This window comes from Thioalkalivibrio sp. ALE17, from assembly GCF_000425605.1.
GTDB lineage: Bacteria > Pseudomonadota > Gammaproteobacteria > Ectothiorhodospirales > Ectothiorhodospiraceae > Thioalkalivibrio.
The window spans coordinates 28,733-45,557 of sequence record NZ_AUDT01000013.1 but is presented as its reverse complement, the minus strand read 5'-3'; the positions used below and the strand labels follow the sequence as shown (position 1 = coordinate 45,557).

At 65.8% G+C, this 16,825-nt stretch carries 20 protein-coding genes; 2 read left to right on the top strand and 18 right to left on the bottom strand.

Annotated elements, in window-relative coordinates; genetic code table 11:
• Positions 1 to 49: 49 nt before the first annotated feature.
• From rplT to H609_RS0109280, 7 genes are all read right to left on the bottom strand, one after another.
• Positions 50 to 409, bottom strand: coding sequence for a 50S ribosomal protein L20 (gene rplT, locus H609_RS0109310; protein WP_017925358.1), 360 nt, complete (start codon positions 407 to 409; stop codon positions 50 to 52).
• Between the two features lie 20 nt (positions 410 to 429).
• Entirely contained in the window at positions 430 to 627 is a 198-nt protein-coding gene (gene rpmI / locus H609_RS0109305) for a 50S ribosomal protein L35 (RefSeq protein WP_017942014.1), read from the bottom strand.
• Positions 628 to 729: 102 nt separating this feature from the next.
• Entirely contained in the window at positions 730 to 1,248 is a 519-nt protein-coding gene (gene infC, locus H609_RS0109300; RefSeq protein ID WP_081618407.1) for a translation initiation factor IF-3, read from the bottom strand.
• Between the two features lie 22 nt (positions 1,249 to 1,270).
• Positions 1,271 to 3,187 (bottom strand): threonine--tRNA ligase, encoded by a 1,917-nt coding sequence (gene thrS / locus H609_RS0109295; RefSeq protein WP_028484816.1) that lies wholly within the window; start codon positions 3,185 to 3,187, stop codon positions 1,271 to 1,273.
• A gap of 423 nt (positions 3,188 to 3,610) precedes the next feature.
• Entirely contained in the window at positions 3,611 to 4,561 is a 951-nt protein-coding gene (locus H609_RS13400; RefSeq protein ID WP_081659437.1) for an IS481 family transposase, read from the bottom strand.
• Positions 4,562 to 4,657: 96 nt separating this feature from the next.
• Positions 4,658 to 5,641 (bottom strand): MBL fold metallo-hydrolase, encoded by a 984-nt coding sequence (locus tag H609_RS0109285; RefSeq protein WP_028484814.1) that lies wholly within the window; start codon positions 5,639 to 5,641, stop codon positions 4,658 to 4,660.
• 152 nt (positions 5,642 to 5,793) lie between these two features.
• Positions 5,794 to 6,489: a TVP38/TMEM64 family protein gene (locus H609_RS0109280; RefSeq protein WP_028484813.1), complete on the bottom strand. Its 696-nt coding sequence runs from the start codon at positions 6,487 to 6,489 to the stop codon at positions 5,794 to 5,796.
• Positions 6,490 to 6,549: 60 nt separating this feature from the next.
• Between H609_RS0109280 and H609_RS0109275 the strand changes: the two genes are divergently transcribed.
• On the top strand, positions 6,550 to 7,545 hold the full coding sequence (locus H609_RS0109275) for a serine/threonine protein kinase (protein WP_028484812.1): 996 nt from the start codon (positions 6,550 to 6,552) through the stop codon (positions 7,543 to 7,545).
• A 16-nt stretch (positions 7,546 to 7,561) separates the two neighbouring features.
• On the opposite strand, the gene H609_RS0109270 is transcribed toward H609_RS0109275, so the two are convergent.
• The 5 genes from H609_RS0109270 to H609_RS0109250 all read right to left on the bottom strand — a co-directional run bounded on the left by H609_RS0109270 (position 7,562) and on the right by H609_RS0109250 (position 10,940).
• Positions 7,562 to 7,984: a hypothetical protein gene (locus H609_RS0109270; RefSeq protein ID WP_028484811.1), complete on the bottom strand. Its 423-nt coding sequence runs from the start codon at positions 7,982 to 7,984 to the stop codon at positions 7,562 to 7,564.
• Positions 7,985 to 8,256: 272 nt separating this feature from the next.
• Positions 8,257 to 9,027, bottom strand: coding sequence for a DUF2063 domain-containing protein (locus tag H609_RS0109265; protein WP_028484810.1), 771 nt, complete (start codon positions 9,025 to 9,027; stop codon positions 8,257 to 8,259).
• On the bottom strand, positions 9,020 to 9,904 hold the full coding sequence (locus H609_RS0109260; protein ID WP_026279281.1) for a DUF692 domain-containing protein: 885 nt from the start codon (positions 9,902 to 9,904) through the stop codon (positions 9,020 to 9,022). The genes H609_RS0109265 and H609_RS0109260 overlap by 8 nt, the downstream gene beginning before the upstream one ends.
• Entirely contained in the window at positions 9,894 to 10,187 is a 294-nt protein-coding gene (locus H609_RS0109255) for a hypothetical protein (RefSeq protein WP_018867312.1), read from the bottom strand. Before H609_RS0109255 ends, H609_RS0109260 begins: the two co-directional genes overlap by 11 nt.
• Positions 10,188 to 10,304: 117 nt before the next feature.
• Positions 10,305 to 10,940: a DoxX family protein gene (locus H609_RS0109250; protein ID WP_018867311.1), complete on the bottom strand. Its 636-nt coding sequence runs from the start codon at positions 10,938 to 10,940 to the stop codon at positions 10,305 to 10,307.
• A 171-nt stretch (positions 10,941 to 11,111) separates the two neighbouring features.
• Here H609_RS0109250 and H609_RS0109245 point away from each other — a divergent pair, with 171 nt between their 5' ends.
• Positions 11,112 to 12,044 carry an AraC family transcriptional regulator gene (locus tag H609_RS0109245; protein WP_019583601.1) on the top strand — a complete coding sequence of 311 codons (933 nt, stop codon included), beginning with the start codon at positions 11,112 to 11,114 and terminating at the stop codon, positions 12,042 to 12,044.
• A gap of 9 nt (positions 12,045 to 12,053) precedes the next feature.
• Here H609_RS0109245 and H609_RS0109240 read toward each other — a convergent pair whose 3' ends face one another.
• From H609_RS0109240 to sdhC, 6 genes are all read right to left on the bottom strand, one after another.
• Complete coding sequence (locus H609_RS0109240; protein ID WP_081659436.1) at positions 12,054 to 13,010, bottom strand: NifU family protein; 957 nt, start codon at positions 13,008 to 13,010, stop codon at positions 12,054 to 12,056.
• Entirely contained in the window at positions 12,964 to 13,218 is a 255-nt protein-coding gene (locus tag H609_RS0109235) for a succinate dehydrogenase assembly factor 2 (protein ID WP_028484808.1), read from the bottom strand. Before H609_RS0109235 ends, H609_RS0109240 begins: the two co-directional genes overlap by 47 nt.
• Before the next feature lie 136 nt (positions 13,219 to 13,354).
• On the bottom strand, positions 13,355 to 14,056 hold the full coding sequence (locus tag H609_RS0109230) for a succinate dehydrogenase iron-sulfur subunit (protein ID WP_018882387.1): 702 nt from the start codon (positions 14,054 to 14,056) through the stop codon (positions 13,355 to 13,357).
• Positions 14,057 to 14,136: 80 nt separating this feature from the next.
• Positions 14,137 to 15,912 (bottom strand): succinate dehydrogenase flavoprotein subunit, encoded by a 1,776-nt coding sequence (gene sdhA, locus H609_RS0109225; RefSeq protein ID WP_028484807.1) that lies wholly within the window; start codon positions 15,910 to 15,912, stop codon positions 14,137 to 14,139.
• Positions 15,913 to 15,922: 10 nt separating this feature from the next.
• Positions 15,923 to 16,261, bottom strand: coding sequence for a succinate dehydrogenase, hydrophobic membrane anchor protein (sdhD, locus tag H609_RS0109220; RefSeq protein ID WP_018867305.1), 339 nt, complete (start codon positions 16,259 to 16,261; stop codon positions 15,923 to 15,925).
• The gene (gene sdhC, locus H609_RS0109215; RefSeq protein WP_019558885.1) at positions 16,258 to 16,638 is read right to left on the bottom strand and encodes a succinate dehydrogenase, cytochrome b556 subunit; all 381 of its coding nucleotides are present in this window, start codon (positions 16,636 to 16,638) and stop codon (positions 16,258 to 16,260) included. The genes sdhD and sdhC overlap by 4 nt, the downstream gene beginning before the upstream one ends.
• Positions 16,639 to 16,825: the final 187 nt, after the last annotated feature.

The window sequence follows — 16,825 nt, the reverse complement described above, 5'->3', positions numbered from 1 at the left end:
TCCGGGACCCGCCAGGCAGTGCCCGGCGGGTAATCCTGCAGGATCCTGCTCAGGCCGGCAGTGCGGCCTTGGCCTTTTCGGCGATCTTGCCGAAGGCGGTCAGGTCGTGCACGGCCAGATCGGCCAGGCTCTTGCGGTCGATCTCGATCTCGGCCTTCTTCAGACCCGCCATCAGGCGGCTGTAGGAGAGATCGAACTGACGGGCCGCCGCATTGATGCGGACGATCCACAGCGACCGGAACTGGCGCTTCTTCTGGCGACGGTCACGGTAGGCGTACTGGCCGGCCTTGATGACGGCCTGGTTGGCAACGCGGAAGACGTTCTTCCGGGCGCCGTAGTAGCCCTTGGCCTGCTTCAGGACCTTCTTGTGACGGGCGTGAGCGGTTACACCGCGCTTGACTCGTGGCATGTCTCGATTCCTCGGTCAGTTCAACGGTACGGCAGCAGCTTGCGCACGGCCGGGGCATCCGACTCGTGCACCATCGCCGGACTGCGCAGGTGACGCTTACGCTTGGTAGGCTTCTTGGTCAGGATGTGGCTGCGGTGCGACTGGAACCGCTTGAACTTCCCCGACCCGGTACGGGTGAAGCGCTTGGCCGCACCCCGATTGGTCTTGATCTTCGGCATTACTCTCTCCGGCATTTGGGGCCGTACCCGATTCGGGCCGGCCGTTTGTGAAAAGGCGATACGGGTATGCGGAGACCCGACCGCCCTTGTTGTCTGACCGGCCTACTTCTTCTTGCCGGTCAGCACCATGATCATCTGGCGCCCTTCCATCTTCGGGCGCTGTTCCACGACCGCAATATCGGCCATGTCCTGCTCGATCTTGTCGAGCAGCTCGCCACCGAGTTCCTGGTGGCGCATCTCGCGCCCGCGAAAGCGGATGGTGACCTTACCCTTGTCGCCGGCCTCGATGAACCGGCGCAGGTTGCGAAGCTTGACGTTGTAGTCGCCCTCGTCCGTACCCGGACGAAACTTCACTTCCTTGATCTGGATCTGCTTCTGCTTCTTCTTGGCTTCCTGCGCCTTCTTCGCCTGCTCGAACTTGTACTTGCCGTAGTCCATGATCCGGGCCACGGGCGGCTCGGCATTCGGCGAGATTTCGACCAGGTCCAGACCGCTTTCCGCGGCCATTTCCAGGGCCTCTGCAGTACTGCAGACGCCGCGATTCTCGCCCTCGGCGTCGATCAGTCGGATTTGCGGGCTGGTGATCTGATCGTTCAGGCGGACCGTTTTCGCTGCGCTAATAGCCTTCTCTCCAGTTCAAGGTTCAGTGTTGGCGACTCGCGACCTCCTCCCGGAGGCGCTCGCCGAAGGCCTCGAGACTCATCACGCCGAGGTCTTCTCCGCTTCGCGTGCGTACCGCGACCTGCCCGTTTTCCATTTCCTTGTCTCCAAGGACCAGCAGATACGGCACGCGCTTGAGCGTGTGCTCGCGAATCTTAAAGCCGATCTTCTCGTTTCTCAAGTCGGACTCGACCCGGAAACCCTTGTCCCGCAGCGTCTTGGTGACCTCGCGGGCGTAGTCGTCCTGGCGCTCGGTAATGGTCAGCACCTCGGCCTGCACCGGCGCCAGCCAGGTCGGGAAGTGCCCGGCGTAGTGCTCGATCAGCACGCCGAAGAAGCGCTCCACCGACCCCAGCAGCGCGCGGTGGATCATGATCGGGCGACGGCGCTCGTTGTCCTCGGCCACGTACTCCATGTCGAAGCGCTCGGGCAGGTTGAAGTCCAGCTGTACCGTGGAGCACTGCCATTCGCGGCCGATCGCGTCGTGGATCTTGATATCGATCTTCGGTCCGTAGAACGCACCACCGCCCTCGTCCACCGAATACTTCAGCCCCTTCTTCTCGATCGCCGAGCGCAGCGAAGCGGTCGCGTGCTCCCAGATCGCGTCGGAGCCGACCGCGTCCTCGGGCTTGGTCGAGAGGTTCACGTCGAACTTCTCGAAGCCGAAGGTCTGCAGGACCTCCAGCGTCAGGTCGATCACCGCCATCACCTCGGACTCGATCTGGTCCTCGCGGCAAAAGATATGCGCATCATCTTGGGTGAAGCCGCGCACACGCATCAGCCCGTGCAGCGCACCGGACATCTCGCGGCGGTACACCGTGCCCATCTCCGCCCAGCGCAGCGGCAGGTCGCGGTAGGAGTGCAACCGGTCCTTGTACATCAGCACATGGAACGGGCAGTTCATCGGCTTGAGCTGGAAGGCCTGATGCTCATCCTCCATCGGCTCGTACATGGACTCGGCGTAGAAGTCCGCGTGGCCGGAGGTCTTCCACAGCTCGAGGTTCGCGATGTGCGGCGACACGACGAAGTCGTAACCCGCCTTCTCGTGCATGTCGTACCAGTACTTCTCGATCTCGCGGCGAATGCGCGCGCCCTTCGGGTGCCAGAACACCAGGCCGCCACCGGCCTCGTCCTGGATCGAGAAGAGATCCAGCTCCTGGCCGATCTTGCGATGATCACGGCGCTCGGCCTCTTTCAGGCGTTCCAGGTATTCCTTCAGCTGGTCCTTGTTCGGCCAGGCGGTGCCGTAGATGCGCTGCAGCATCTCGTTGTCGGAGTCGCCGCGCCAGTAGGCGCCGGCCACCTTGGTCAGCTTGAAGGCCTTCAGCTTGCCGGTGGAAGGGATATGCGGGCCGCGGCAGAGATCGACAAAGTCGCCCTGCTTGTACAGCGAGATGTTTTCACCCTGCGGGATGCTGGCAATGATCTCGGCCTTGTACTCCTCGCCCATGTCGCGGAAGTACTTCACCGCCTCGTCGCGATCCATCAGCGAGCGCTCCACCGGCAGGTCCTGCTTGGCCAGCTCCTTCATCCGCTTCTCGATCTTCTCCAGATCCTCCGGCGTGAAGCCGCGGTCATAGGCAAAGTCGTAGTAGAAGCCGTTCTCGATGGTCGGGCCGATGGTGACCTGGGCCTCGGGAAAGAGCTGCTTGACCGCCTGCGCCATCAGGTGCGCGGTCGAATGCCGGATGATCTCCACCCCCTCGGGGTCGCGGTCGGTCACGATCGCGAGTTCGGCGTCATCGTCGATCTCGTGGCGGGCATCGACCAGCTGGCCATTCACCTTGCCGGCCAGGGTCGCCTTGGCGAGGCCCGGACCGATGTCCTTGGCCACATCCAGCACGGTGACCGGATGATCGAACTCGCGGCGGCTGCCGTCGGGGAGGGTTACTGCGGGCATTGCGAGGCTCCTTCGCCGACCCATACGCGGGGTCGAACGTCGCGTGTAAAAGATTGGAATTGCCGGAAACGACAACGGCGCGAAGCGTATCACACGCCCCGCGCCGTCGGCAGGTTTCCCGGCCAGCTGCCGGGATTCCCAAGGGAGACGCTGATTGAATCGCACGTCCGCGTTGGCGCCCCCTGTTTTCCGAGACAAGGCGCGTCGTGCAGCGGGTAGTGGTTCTACCCGCAAGCGGCGCAACGCAGGATCGGGGAACAGGGGGCACCAACCCCACAAGCCATTGAAAGCCGGGGCTCGGCCGCTTTTGCGCGCGCACGGCGTTACGGCTCCCTTGTGCAGAATGACTGCACGGCGGTCACCGCGCCTTGTTCGCACGCAAAAGCGAATCGAGCGCGGACGCGCGATTCAATCAGCGTCTCCCTAGGTGTGGAGTCTCACAAGGTTGTCCTCAGGTAGACCGAGGACGCTGATGGGTGGCTGCTTGTTCAGGCTACCGTGTGGGCGGTGCCAGTTGTAGTCGTGGATCCACCGGGGAAGATGGCGTTTGCGCTCCTCTGACGTGGCGTAGGTGAAGGCGTAGGCCCACTCGCGTAGGGCGGTCTGGATGAAGCGCTCGGCCTTGCCGTTGGTTCGCGGCGTGTAGGGCCGGGTGCGGCGATGGCGGATGCCCAGCCGGCGACAGGCCTGACTGAACGCCCGGGCGTGGTAGCAGGGTCCGTTGTCGGTCAGGACCCGTCGGATGGTGATCCCCAGGGTCGCGTAGTAGCGCACGGCTGCTTCCAGGTGCGCGATGGCGTCCTGGGTGCGCTCGGCGGGATGGATCTCGCTGTAGGCGACACGCGAGCGATCATCGATGGCCACATGCACGTACTCGTAGCCCGCGCCGATCGAGTCCTTGGCGCGCACGCCGGTCACGCGGTGGCCTGGGTGGTAAAAGCGCGCCAGCTTCTTGATGTCGAGGTGGAGCAGATCGCCGGGGTGTTCGTGTTCGTAGCGCCGGGGTGGCTCGGCCGGCTCCAGTGCGCTCAGGCGGTTCAGGCCCTCGCGCCGCAGGATGCGGCTGACGCTGGCCCTCGAGATCCTTGTGAAGGTCGCGATGCGATCCATGGTCCAGCGCTGGCGCCGCAAGGCGGCGACCTGGCGCTGGATCCGCCGCGGGGTTCGCCGCGGCTGGCTCCGCGGCCGGGACGAACGGTCCACAAGTCCGGAAGGGCCGGCCTCCTGGAACCGCTGGACCCAGCGCTGCACGGTCTTCGGATCCACGTCAAAGGCGCGGGCCGCTGCACGAAGGCTCAGGCCGTGATCCACGACCAAGCGAGCCATCCGCTCTCGACCGCGGGGACCCATTAAGGCATTTTGATGAAGGTTCACGGGGCGTCCTCCTTGGGAATGGCTCAGTCCGCAAACTCAGCATCCTTCGGAGTCGTCCCGTGGACAACCTATTGAGAGATCACACCTAGGGGTGGCTTACATGTTGCCTTCGATAAACAGGTAGGTCCGGTTCACGTTCGGGCGGTGCCAGTCATCGTAATGACGCAGATGCTTGAACTCTTCCAGATCCGCGAGTCGGTCCACCACCTCGCTCAGGGATTCCCAGTCTTCGATCCCCGCGCGCACTTCGCGCACCAGCAACTCGAGGTAATCACCGGTATCCTGGCGCGCCTCGGCCATATCCGTCGCGCGGCCATGACCCGGCACCACGATCTCCGGATCGATGGACTCCAGGTGCCGGAAGGCCTCCAGCTTTTCCACCGGGTTGCTGAACGGATGAATCCCCAGCATGCGCTCGGTGTAGACGATATCGCCGGTAAAGACGACATCCTCGCCCGGCAGATGGACCATGATGTCACCCGGGAAATGGGCATCCCCGGCATAGATCAGCTCGAAGTCCACGCCGCCCACGCTCAGGGTGTACGCATCGGCATCCACGGGGTTCGGTGCCGGAACCGGCTCGGTGCCCTCCATCGCCTCCTCACCCACGGAGTTGGCCAGCGAGGCGATTTGCCCCTCGCCCCGTTCGGCCTGGGTACTCGCGGTCCGCTGGAGTGCCACCAGTTCCGCGCCCTGCTCGTGGAAGTACCCGTTCCCCAGCCAGCGATGGTCCTGCGAGCCTACGGAGATCACGTGCGTGATCGGCTTGTCGGTCACGCCGGCGATCGCCTCTTCCATCCGCTGGGCTACCTTGTAGCTCGGGCCCGAATCGATCAGCACCACGCCCTCGTCCGTGACCACAAAACCGGTGTTGTTGGTGAACCCCAGATTGACCGGCGTGCGGTTCTCGAGCGAGCCATAGAAGTAGTAGACCCGGTCGGTCAGCTGGATCGGCTCCAGCACCTTTTCGATCGGTCGATCCAGCGGCTCGTCTTCCGCCTGCACCGCCATGCCGAGCCCCATCAGACCCAGCGCGAGAAGCGCCGCCTGACCCTGGCGCAGAAGAACATTCAATGTCATGTAATTAACTCTCCTTGGGCCTGGCAGCGCACTCGGCAGACAGGCGAATCGATCCCGAAAGCCTTGAGACTTGAATCCCGCGACTCTCGTTCCAAACGCGCAGCTTAACGGACAACAGGAGTATATACGCACCTGCAGATACAGCAGTCGGATCAGCCCCTGCCGGCATGCCGGCGCCGCGAGCGAACCGCGGTCACGCCCCAGCGCGCCAGGAGCGGAAACACACCCGTGGCGACCAGGGACAGCAGCAGCACCGGCGAAAGCAGCCCGTCCAGCCCCTGTAGCTGTCCCAGTTGCGTACCGGCATTGGCGAAAACGACCGTGGCCGGCAGCATGCCCACCAGCGACACCCAGAAATAGGTCCAGGTCCGGATCGGCAGGAGCCCCATCCCGGCATTCACCAGCAGAAACGGGAACACCGGAATCATCCGCAACGCGAAAAGATAGAACGCACCCTCGCGGACGAAGCCTTCATTGATCCGCCCCAGCTGCCGCCCGTAACGCCGCTGCACCGCATCGCGCGCCAGCGCGCGGGCCCCCAGGAAGGTCAGCGTTGCACCCAGCGTGGAGGCCAGTGACGACAGCAAGGTCCCCCAGACCACCCCGAACAGGGCACCGCCCGCCAGGGTCATCACCACGATGCCCGGCACCGAAAACGCGGCGACCACCGCATACGCGACAAAGAACAACGCGGCCGTGGACAGGGGCCGTGCATCCCACCACGCCTCCATCTCCCCGCGCGCGGCCCTCAGGCTCTCGAGGTCCAGCCCCGTTCCCACTCCGGCCAGCAGCCAGACGCCGACCAGAGCCATCAGTGCAGCCAGCAGCCCCCAGTAGTAACGGTTCAAGCGCGGTTCCTCGCGTGCATCTCGGCGAAACCATGCGCGGCAAACCCGTACACTGCAAGGATGAGCACATCGCAACCGCATCCGTACGACGCACTCAAGCCCGGGGTCATCCTCGACGCGGTCGAGACCACCGGGCTGCGCTGCGACGGGCGCCTGCTGGCGCTGAACAGCTACGAGAACCGGGTCTATCAGGTCGGCATCGAGGACGCCACGCCGGTAATCGCCAAGTTCTACCGGCCCGGGCGCTGGTCACCGGATGCCATCCGCGAGGAACATGCCTTCAGCCAGGAACTGGCCACGCGCGAGGTCCCGGTGGTCGCCCCGCTGGCGGACGACCGGGGCGAAACGCTGCACGAACACGCGGGCTTCCTGTTCGCCGTCTACCCGCGCTGCGGTGGCCGCGCGCCGGATCTGGAACAGCGCGAGACGCTGGTGCGCATTGGCCGCTTCATCGCGCGTATCCACGAGGTCGGGCGCGCCGACCGTTTTCGCGAGCGCCCGGAACTGGATCCCGTGCCGCGTGGCGAGGAGGCACGCCAGGCCGTGCTCGCCTCCGGCTATCTGCCCCTGGAGCTGGAGTCCGTCTACCGCGACCTCAGCGCCGACCTGCTCCAGCGTATCCAGCGCACACTCGACAGCATTGGCCCGGTCCCGCAACTGCGTCTGCACGGCGACACCCACCCCGGCAACATCCTGTGGACCGAGGACGGGCCGCACTTCGTGGACCTGGACGATGCCTGCACCGGCCCGGCAATGCAGGATCTGTGGATGTTCCTGTCCGGCGACCCCCCGGAGATGGCCTGGCAGATGCAGGCCCTGCTGGAGGGCTACGAGACCTTCGTGCCGCTGGATCGGCGCGAGCTTGGCCTGATCGCGCCGTTGCGCACCCTGCGCATCCTGCGGCATGCCGCCTGGCTGGCCCGCCGCGCCGACGACCCGGCCTTCATCGACGGCTTCCCGGTCTTCTACACCCCGCGCTACTGGGAAGACCACATCCTCACCCTCCGCGAGCAGGCCGCCGCCCTCGACGAGCCCGCGCTCGAGCTGGGTTACTGAACCACCGGCCCCGGCCTCACCGCAGATTCCGGATGAGCTCCAGAACCGAGTCGGGGGTGTCGTCCAGAGCCGTCAGCAGCGCCTCCTCCGCCTCGCGGGCCAATTCGTCGTCCCCGTGCAGGTGCCGCGCATGCTGCGCCCAGGTAGTGTGCAGATGGAGCCCATGCGCCGGCAGTGGATCCGGTAGGACGGAGGTCAGATCCCGTACGCTGGCCGCGCGGCCCCAGCCCCGTATCCAGGTTTCCGCATCGCCAATCCCGGCTGGCACATCGCTCTCGACCGGATGGAAATAACGCCGGTAAAGAACTACCTGCTGGAGTTCGTTGATCTCGCGCGTCAGTTCGAAGGACGCCTGGCGCCAGTTGCGGTGCAGTTCCGATGTCTCGTTGCGCCAGGTGTTGTAGCCGAGGGAGGAGATCGCGACCATCAGCGAGATCATGGCGACGCTGTGCCGGCGCAGTTGGGCCCGTATCCGGTGCCGCCGAGGAACCCGGAGGACATCAGCCCTCGGCACTCGACGCCCGACTCCGGCTATCAGATACCTGAACCAGCCCCTCAGCTTGCCGCCCATTGACGCTCGCCTCACTGAAACCGGGGAAACACTGATCAATGTTTCCCCAAGGCTTTCTGTTTCAGTATCTAGCGTCTTTCACCGGCCTTTCCCATGCCCGGGCGTCCGGGTCTGCGGTGCCGGCGTCCAGTCCCTCTCCCTCAGCCGGAAACGCCTTCCGGCCGCGTCCCCACAATGGCGCCCAGGCCACGGTAGTGCTCCAGGAGCTGGCGGCCACTGGCGACCAGGTCATCGGTGACCTCCAGTTCGAAATCGCCAGCCACCCGACGGATCTGTTCGGCGCCCGTCGCCGGCGCCTCGAGCACACGCCACAGCAGGCGGGCACCGAGCGGATTCAGCTCGGCGAAGCGCACCCGCTCCTCGCCCGAGCGATAGGCCAGCAGATAGGTCGGGACCTCACCCGGCTGTTCCGGCTGGAACTCCGCCCCGATGCGATGCACCGGATACTCGTAGGCGAGCAGACGCGCGGTGGCGGAGAACACCGGGACCCCGGTCATCAGGTCGCCCGTGCGGTCGAGGTCCGCAGGGCGCGTATCCTCGGCGTAGACCAGTTCCGTCTCGACCCGCTCGTAATGGGCCAGCTCCGCCAGAAACGGCGGATCACCGGGCTGCCCCGAACGCTCGTCCGCCAGGTAGCGCACGAACTCCGCCGCCAGTTGCGGGAAGTACGGCGTCTCGCTGCCATGATCACGGTAGAAATCGCGTACCAGCTGTTCCCATGCGGCGGCTTCCAGCAACCCGCGCAAGACCGGAAACCCCCTGGCCAGCAGGTTCGCCACGTTGTTGAAGAACAGCCGCCGGTAGATCTCCAGGCGCCGGCTCTCGATGCCTTCCGGCGCCGGGTAGCGTTCGGGGTCGCGCAGATGCCGCGCGAATGCCGCCTGGATCTGCTGGAAGTCGGTCTCAGGCATGCAGGATACGCTCTTCCTGCCCTGCCCGCGCCTGGAGCTGCATATCGCGGATGCGGTTGGTCTCCGCCAGGAGCTCCTCCAGCGGCGGGAAATTGAAATCACGCTCGAGCAGCGTCGGCACCGGGCCGATGCGCGCGTAGGTCTCGCCCAGCAGATCCCAGACATCGCTGCAGATCGGCTGGCCATGGGTATCGACGCGCAGATCCGGCGCCTCGGCCTCGTGCCCCGCGATATGCAGATAGCGCACCCGCTCCAGGGGCATCGCGTCGAGAAACTCGGTCGGCGCGTAGCCGTGGTTGATGCTGTTGACGACCACGTTGTTCACGTCCAGCAGCAGGTCGCAGTCGGCCTCCTCCAGCACCGCGCGAACAAACGTGATCTCGTCGAGTTCGGCCCCCACCGGGGTGTAATACGAGACGTTCTCCAGGGCCATCCGGCGCCCGAGGATGTCCTGTACCTGACGTACGCGGTCGGCCACGTAGTGCACCGCCGCCTCGGTAAACGGGATCGGCATCAGGTCATACAGATGCCCCTGGCCATCGCCACAGGCCGAGAGATGCTCGCTGTAATCCTCGATCCCGTGAGTATCCAGGAAGGTCCGCAGGTCCTGCAGGAAGGTTCGGTCCAGCGGGCGCGGCCCGCCGATGTCGAGGGACAGCCCGTGGCAGACAAAGGGCTGGGCCTCGGTATATTCGCGAAAGATGCGCCCCAGGCGTCCGCCCAGGTGCATCCAGTTCTCCGGCGCCGCCTCGAAGAAGCCCAGGCGTTCCGTCGCCTCCGGGGCCTCGGCCAGCGGGCCCAGAAGGGCCCGCCGCAAACCGAGCCCGGCACCGCTGACGCGGGCCGGGTTGACGGGCCTGACGCTCCTAGCCGCCACAGGTCCCCTCGCCACAGGCCCCTTCGGAATCCTTGTCGTCGCCGGATCCGCCGCAGGTGCCTTCGCCACAGCTACCTTCGCTGTCCTTGGGTTCTCCGGCACCGCCGCAGGTACCTTCTCCGCAGGCCCCTTCGGCCAGCATCAGCGGCGACTGGCCACCCTGCTGATAGCCGTGGTTCAGGTCGGCCGATGCGAACACCGGGCTGGTGGCCATGGCCATACCGATCGCCGCGCTACCGACGGCCCCGGCGAGGGTCTTGGTGGAAAACAGATCGTTCTTCATGATTTCTCTCCTCGTCTTGCGATTATGGGCCCTTGGCTTATAGATCCTTGGGTTATAGACCCTTGAGCTATAGAACCCGGCCCCGTTCAGTAATGGCTGCTCGCACAGCTCTTGGTGTTATCCCCTGCTCATCATCCTCCGACGGATGTAGTAGTCGATGCTGACATAGCGCCCCGCCCCCCAGAAGAACAGGACCAGCAGCATCACGAAAAAGGTCGCGGCCATCTCGATCCCGTTGTTGACGATGGCAAAGTTCCCGGTCTCGGTCAGCCAGTTATAGTTGCCGTGTTCCTGCAGGATGGACTTGGCCCGGTCCAGGCGCATCTGCGCCTGCTCGATCCCGGAACAGTTGAACAGACACATCATCGGGTCGGAGATGCGCTGCCAGCCGTGTTCGAGATGTACCGTGACCGCCGCCACGACCATCGTGATCATCAGCGGGATGGAGAACCAGCGCGTGGCCAGCCCAAGCAGCAGCGCGATCGCGCCCAGCACCTCGGCATAGGCCGACAACAACACCATCAGATACGGGAACGGCATGCCCAGGCCCCAGTCCGCGTTGCCGAACCACATCACCACGCTTTCCTTCGGCAGCAGCCCGTCCAGCTTGTTGGTCCCCGCCATCCAGAAGATGGGGGCGAGGTAAAGCCGCAACAGCAAGGGCGCCAGGAAATCCGCGCCGCGCGTCCAGTCAAGCCAGCCCTGTATCCGTACCATCAAGTTTCCCGTCGCGCCCATGATGCCCTTCTCCATTTCGTCTGCTACTGGATGAAAGCCTAGACCGACCGCGTCGCCAGTACGCGGGGTCAGACGCCGGCGTTTATGTTCGAGCGTCCAGATCCCCCCCTTATGACCACAGAACGGCGGAAACCCGGGGCACAACGGTCTAAGGTGAATCCCAACCACAAGGGAAAAGGACGTTCAATGGATATCAGCCCGCACGAAGATGTGCTGTCGACGGTACTGGCGGCCTACAACCTGCGCGCGCGCATCGACACCAACCCGCGGCTGTGCGGGGAATGGCAGCTCAGCACCGCGGGTTCGGGGAATGCCAGCTTTCACCTGGTCGGCGAAGGCGGCTGCTATCTGCACATGGAGGATATGGCCCCGGTCTGGATGGAGGCCGGCGATCTGCTGTTGCTGCCCCACGACGACTGGCACCTGATGGCCAGCCGCGACACCGTGCCCGATCGGGACAACCACCTGACGCTGGTCGAGGGTGCGGATCCGCCGGACACCCCGGTCACGCAGCTCCTGTGCGGGCACTTCGAGTTCGATTCCGGCCGGCGCAACCCGATCCTGGCCGCTCTCCCCGACCACATCATCATCCGCCGTCGCGAATCGGGCGAACGCCTGGCGCATCTGGCGGATCTCATGAACATCGAACTCGCGGAGCGTTCCTCGGGCTACCGGCCGGTGCTGGATCGTCTGGCGGATACGCTGTTCGTGATGGCCGTGCGCCATCACATCTGCACCCAGCGCGAGCACTCGGAGGGATCCCTGATCGCGGCCCTGGCGGATGACCGCATCCGTCGCGCGCTGGATGCCCTGCACGCCCGGCCCGAGGCGAGCTGGACCCTGGAAGGCCTCGCCAGCGAGGCGGCCATGTCGCGCAGCAGCTTCGCCGAGCGCTTCCACACCCTGGTCGGGCAGACCCCCATCGACTACCTGACGCAGTGGCGCATGGTCCTGGCCGAGCGGCTGCTGCGCGATGGCCGCGAGTCGGTCGCCAGCGTGATGGACGCGGTGGGCTATACCTCGGAGGCGGCCTTTCGCAAGGCCTTCAAGCGGATACACGGGTTCGGGCCGGGACGCCTCCGGCAACTGCTGCGCCGTCTGGGCTCCGGCCCGGCCTGAAGGCAGTCGTCAGAAGGTATTCGCGACGCTGGCCACGCCCGGTGCCCGCGAGCGGACCAGGCGTTCGACGACATTCTTGAGATCCAGCGTGGAACGCGGGCAGCCGACACAGGCTCCCTTCAACCGAACCCGCACGGTGCGCCCATCGAGTTCGACGAACTCGATATCGCCCCCGTCCTGCATCAGGATTCGCCGCGCCTCCTCGATCGCGGCGCGCACGGCGTCCTCGTCGATCGGACCGTCGGCGGGCACGTCCGCCGCCTCGCGCTGCGCATGGGTCTGGGCACGGTCCAGACGCAGCGCGAGTTCCGGGTCCAGCTCCTCGATCGCGTCGAGTTCTTCTTCACTGTAGACGTGATCGGGCTCGTCGCTCAGCAGATGCGAGACGTCCACCATCACCTGCGCATTGTCGGGTCCAGCCATGCTCGGGCCTCCGGGTACTCGGCTTTTGGCCAGTATAGCAACGCCCCGCTCCAGCCCAGCGCGAAGCCGCACCCGCCAGCCGGGATCCGCTTCCTCGCGCCCCGGAGGCCAGCGCAGGCGCATGCGCAAGCGGCGCAGGTCCTCCGGGTGCAACCGGCCCGCATGCAGCCAGAGACGCCGGACCCGACCGGTCTCCGGGAGCCGGACCACCAGGATCACCATCCCGCGCAGCACCCGGGTATCGGGCAGGATCTCCACCCAGTCCACCCGCTCCTGGCGCAGTCTTTCGGCCGTGGCCAGCCACGTCGCGCCATCGGGCGTCTGGCCCAGCCAGTCCCAGGGCGGCGGCCGTGTCCGTCCTTGCCATACCCACCCGGCCACCGCCAGCCCGAACGCGGGCATCAATGTCCACAACGGACTGTATGCGAGCGCGTACCCCACGACCGCCAGCAGCAGAAGGATCTGGCCCGCGAGCGCGAGCCGGGGAAGAACCAGGTCAGGCCGAAGGTGCAGCCGCAGCGGCGGCGCGGATCGCCGGGACAAGGCGGGCTATCCCCTCGTCCACCGTGGTCTGGCGACCCATGACCACGTCCAGCAGCACGTTGTCGGGGTAGTCGAGCAGGCGCTCGAAGGCATCGCGACCCTCCTGGTCCAGTTGCGCATATCCCTGCGCGAGAAACTGCCCGAGCAGCCAGTCGTTCTCCAGCATCCCGCGGCGGCAGCGCCAGCGAGTACGGCTGTCGGGTTCCATCACCAAAACGCCCGTCCAGCCCCCCCGTAGGAGCCTGCTTGCAGGCGAAGCCCCTGCCCGCGTCTGGCTTTGGCAGGGGCATTCGCCTGCAAGCAGGCTCCCACGGGGGCTAAACCACCTTTGGGCATCCATCCACTCACAGCGACTTTTTCAGCATGGTGCGGCGGATGTCGCTGATGGCCCGGCTCGGGTTCAGGCCCTTCGGGCAGACCTGGGTGCAGTTCATGATGGTGTGGCAGCGGTAGAGCTTCCAGGCATCGTCCAGCTGGGCCAGGCGGTGATCGGTGGCCTCGTCGCGGCTGTCCTGGATGAAGCGCGCGGCCTGCAGCAGTGCGGCCGGGCCGAGGAATTTGTCCGGATTCCACCAGTACGACGGGCAGGCGGCAGAACAGCAGCCGCACAGGATGCACTCGTACAGCCCGTCCAGTTCTTCACGATCCTCGGGGCTCTGCTTGCGCTCGACCTCGGGCTCCGGGCTGTCGTTGACCAGCCAGGGCTCGGCCTTGCGGTACTGGTCCCAGAAGTTGCCCATGTCCACGATCAGGTCGCGGATCACCGGCATCCCCGGGAACGGGCGCAGCGTGACCGGCGCTTCCAGATCCGCCAGCGGCGTGATGCAGGCTAGACCGTTCGTGCCGTTGATGTTCATGCCGTCCGAGCCGCAGACCCCGTGCTGACAGGAGCGGCGAAAGCCCAGGGAATCGTCCTGCTCCTTCAGCAACAGCAGCGCATCCAGCAGCATCATCCCCGGCTCGACCTGGTCGTCGGGCAGGGTGAAGCGCTGCATCTTCGGCAGCGTATCCGTCTCCGGGTTGAAGCGGTAGATCGAGAATTCCATCCGTACCTTCCTTCAGCGCCTGCTGATGCGGTTCGCGGCGCGAACCGCATCCCGCAGAGCGTTGCATTCCCGACAGGCCATCAGTACACGCGCTCCTTCGGCGGGAACGAGGCCACGGTGTTCGGCTGGGTGCGCACCGGCTTGTAGTCGAGGCTGTCGTCCGCCAGCGAGTACAGGCTGTGCTTGAGCCAGTGCTGGTCGTCGCGCTCGGGGAAGTCGATGCGCGAATGTGCCCCGCGGCTCTCCTCGCGCCCCAGCGCGGAGCGGATGGTCGCGATCGCGCAGTCCATCAGGTTCTCCAGCTCCATCGCCTCCACCCGTGCGGTGTTGAAGGTGGCCGAGTGGTCCGCGATCACTGCATGGTTCAGGCGCTCGCGCAGGGCGCGGACCTTTTCCACCCCCTCGCGCATCACCTCGTCGCTGCGGAATACCGAGCAGTGGTCCTCCATCACCTTGCGCAGTTCGCGCTTGAGCGGTTCGACCTGCTCGGCGGAGCCGTCGCCCGGGTCCTTGCGATCCCAGCGCGTCAGTCGCGCCATCGCCTGATCCACGGCCGTCTCGTCCAGCGGCCGGTGGTGGCGGTTCTCGGCCAGGTACTCGAGGATGTGGTTCGCGGCCGCGCGCCCGAACACCAGGATATCCAGCAGCGAGTTACCGCCCAGGCGGTTGGCGCCATGCACCGAGACACAGGCGGCCTCCCCGGCCGCGTACAGCCCCGGCACCGGGTCCTCCGGGGTGTCCTTGACCGGCGCCACCACCTGGCCAAAGCGGTTGGTCGGGATCCCGCCCATGCTGTAGTGACAGGTCGGAAAGATCGGGATCGGCGCCTCGATCGGATCCACCCCGAGGAAGGTAATGCTCGTCTCGCGGATGCCCGGCAGACGCTGCATGATCGTGTCCGCGCCCAGATGGCGCAGATCCAGCAGCACATGGTCCGCGTTGCGCCCGCAGCCGCGGCCCTCGCGCACCTCGGTGGCGATGGAGCGGCTGACCACGTCGCGCGAGGCCAGGTCCTTGGCCCGCGGGGCGTAGCGCTCCATAAAGCGCTCGCCCTCGGAGTTGATCAGGAACCCGCCCTCGCCGCGCGCGCCCTCGGTAATCAGCATGCCGCGCCCGGCGATCCCGGTCGGGTGGAACTGCACGAACTCCATGTCCTCCAGCGGCACCCCGGCGCGCAGGGCCATCGCCATGCCGTCGCCGGTATTGATCAGGGCGTTGGTGGTGGTGCGGAACAACTGCCCCGCCCCGCCGGTGGCGATCAGCGTGGTCTTCGCCTCGATCACGATCGGCTCGCCGGTCAGGATCTCGAAGGCCAGCACACCGAGCACGAAGCCCTGCTCGTCGCGCAGCAGGTCCACCGCGAAGTACTCGTCAAAAAAGTGCGTACGCGCGCGCAGGTTCTGCTGGTACAGCGAGTGCAGAATGGCGTGCCCGGTACGGTCGGCCGCCGCACAGGTGCGCGCCGCCTGGTCCTGACCGAAGTTCTGGCTCTGCCCGCCGAAGGCACGCTGGTAGATATTGCCGTTGTCCAGGCGCGAGAACGGCACGCCGAAGTGGTCCAGCTCGTAGACCACCTTGGGCGCGGCGCGGCACATGTATTCGATTGCGTCCTGATCGCCCAGGTAGTCCGACCCCTTCACGGTGTCGAACATGTGCCAGTGCCAGGAGTCCGGCAGCACGTTGGCCAGCGCGGCGTTCACCCCGCCCTGCGCGGCCACCGTGTGCGAGCGTGTGGGAAACACCTTGGAGACCACCGCGACCTGGGCATCGCCGTTGGACAGCTGCAGCGCGGCGCGCAGGCCCGCGCCACCGGCGCCGATGATCAGGGCGTCGAATTTGCGCCGTGCCACGTTCATGCCAGTCCCTTCATGCAAGCCCCGCTCGAATCAGAATGAATAACGCCCACAGGCCCGTCAGGAGCAACCCGCCGCCACCGAGCACGAACACCACAAGCCGTGCACCGGGGGCGTGCACGTAGTCCATCGCCACGTCGCGCAGGCCGATCCACGCATGCAGCCAGAGCAGCAATACGAACACGGCTGTCAGCAGCCCCACCACCGGGTGTCCCATCACCGCCAGCCAGGCCGCATGGTCCGCCGGCGCGGCCAGCACGAAGAACCCCAGGGCGAGAATCACGTACACGCCCACATAGACCGCCGTGATGCGCTGCAGCAGCCAGGCGCGCTGTCCGCTCAACAACTTCACAGCACCAGCCCCAGCCAAACCAGCGCGGTGGCCAGAAGGCCGGCGTACAGCGCATCACGCGCCGTGCGCAGCGAGCTCTCGCGATCCTCCCCGATACCGAATTCCATCAGCAGGTAGCGAATGCCGGCGAAGAGGTGATGCAGCAGCCACCACAGCCCGAGCGCCAGCGCCGCCAGGCCGAGCGGATGGTGGATGATCGCGATCACCTGTGCGAAGCCCGCGGGGCTGGCCAGGGAGCGATCCAGCAGCCAAAGCACCACGGGAATCGACAGAATCAGGAAGACACCGGTAATCCGGTGCAGAATGGAGACCACGGCATTCAGCGGCAGTCGGATCTTGCGCAAATCCAGAAAGACGGGACGTCCCTGCCGAGTCATGCCACCCCCTTGAACAAAGATAAAGAATCCAGGGCTGACACCCTGTGAAAGGTTCGTCTACTATCGAGCCGCTTGGTTCAGCTTACCACCTCAATCCAGTGCAGCGCTGCCTTTCCGGGCGTCCCGGCCACCGATGGCGAATCGGTCCGGCGGCGCGCGGCGACGAGCACTGCCACAGGAGAATCCC

Coding starts and splice junctions, on each gene's coding strand:
- rplT (WP_017925358.1), bottom strand. CDS start 409: ATGCCACGAGTCAAGCGCGGTGTAACCGCTCACGCCCGTCACAAGAAG.
- rpmI (WP_017942014.1), bottom strand. CDS start 627: ATGCCGAAGATCAAGACCAATCGGGGTGCGGCCAAGCGCTTCACCCGT.
- thrS (WP_028484816.1), bottom strand. CDS start 3,187: ATGCCCGCAGTAACCCTCCCCGACGGCAGCCGCCGCGAGTTCGATCAT.
- H609_RS0109285 (WP_028484814.1), bottom strand. CDS start 5,641: ATGACATTGAATGTTCTTCTGCGCCAGGGTCAGGCGGCGCTTCTCGCG.
- H609_RS0109275 (WP_028484812.1), top strand. CDS start 6,550: ATGAGCACATCGCAACCGCATCCGTACGACGCACTCAAGCCCGGGGTC.
- H609_RS0109270 (WP_028484811.1), bottom strand. CDS start 7,984: ATGATCTCGCTGATGGTCGCGATCTCCTCCCTCGGCTACAACACCTGG.
- H609_RS0109265 (WP_028484810.1), bottom strand. CDS start 9,027: ATGCCTGAGACCGACTTCCAGCAGATCCAGGCGGCATTCGCGCGGCAT.
- H609_RS0109255 (WP_018867312.1), bottom strand. CDS start 10,187: ATGAAGAACGATCTGTTTTCCACCAAGACCCTCGCCGGGGCCGTCGGT.
- H609_RS0109250 (WP_018867311.1), bottom strand. CDS start 10,940: ATGGAGAAGGGCATCATGGGCGCGACGGGAAACTTGATGGTACGGATA.
- H609_RS0109245 (WP_019583601.1), top strand. CDS start 11,112: ATGGATATCAGCCCGCACGAAGATGTGCTGTCGACGGTACTGGCGGCC.
- H609_RS0109235 (WP_028484808.1), bottom strand. CDS start 13,218: ATGGAACCCGACAGCCGTACTCGCTGGCGCTGCCGCCGCGGGATGCTG.
- H609_RS0109230 (WP_018882387.1), bottom strand. CDS start 14,056: ATGGAATTCTCGATCTACCGCTTCAACCCGGAGACGGATACGCTGCCG.
- sdhA (WP_028484807.1), bottom strand. CDS start 15,912: ATGAACGTGGCACGGCGCAAATTCGACGCCCTGATCATCGGCGCCGGT.
- sdhC (WP_019558885.1), bottom strand. CDS start 16,638: ATGACTCGGCAGGGACGTCCCGTCTTTCTGGATTTGCGCAAGATCCGA.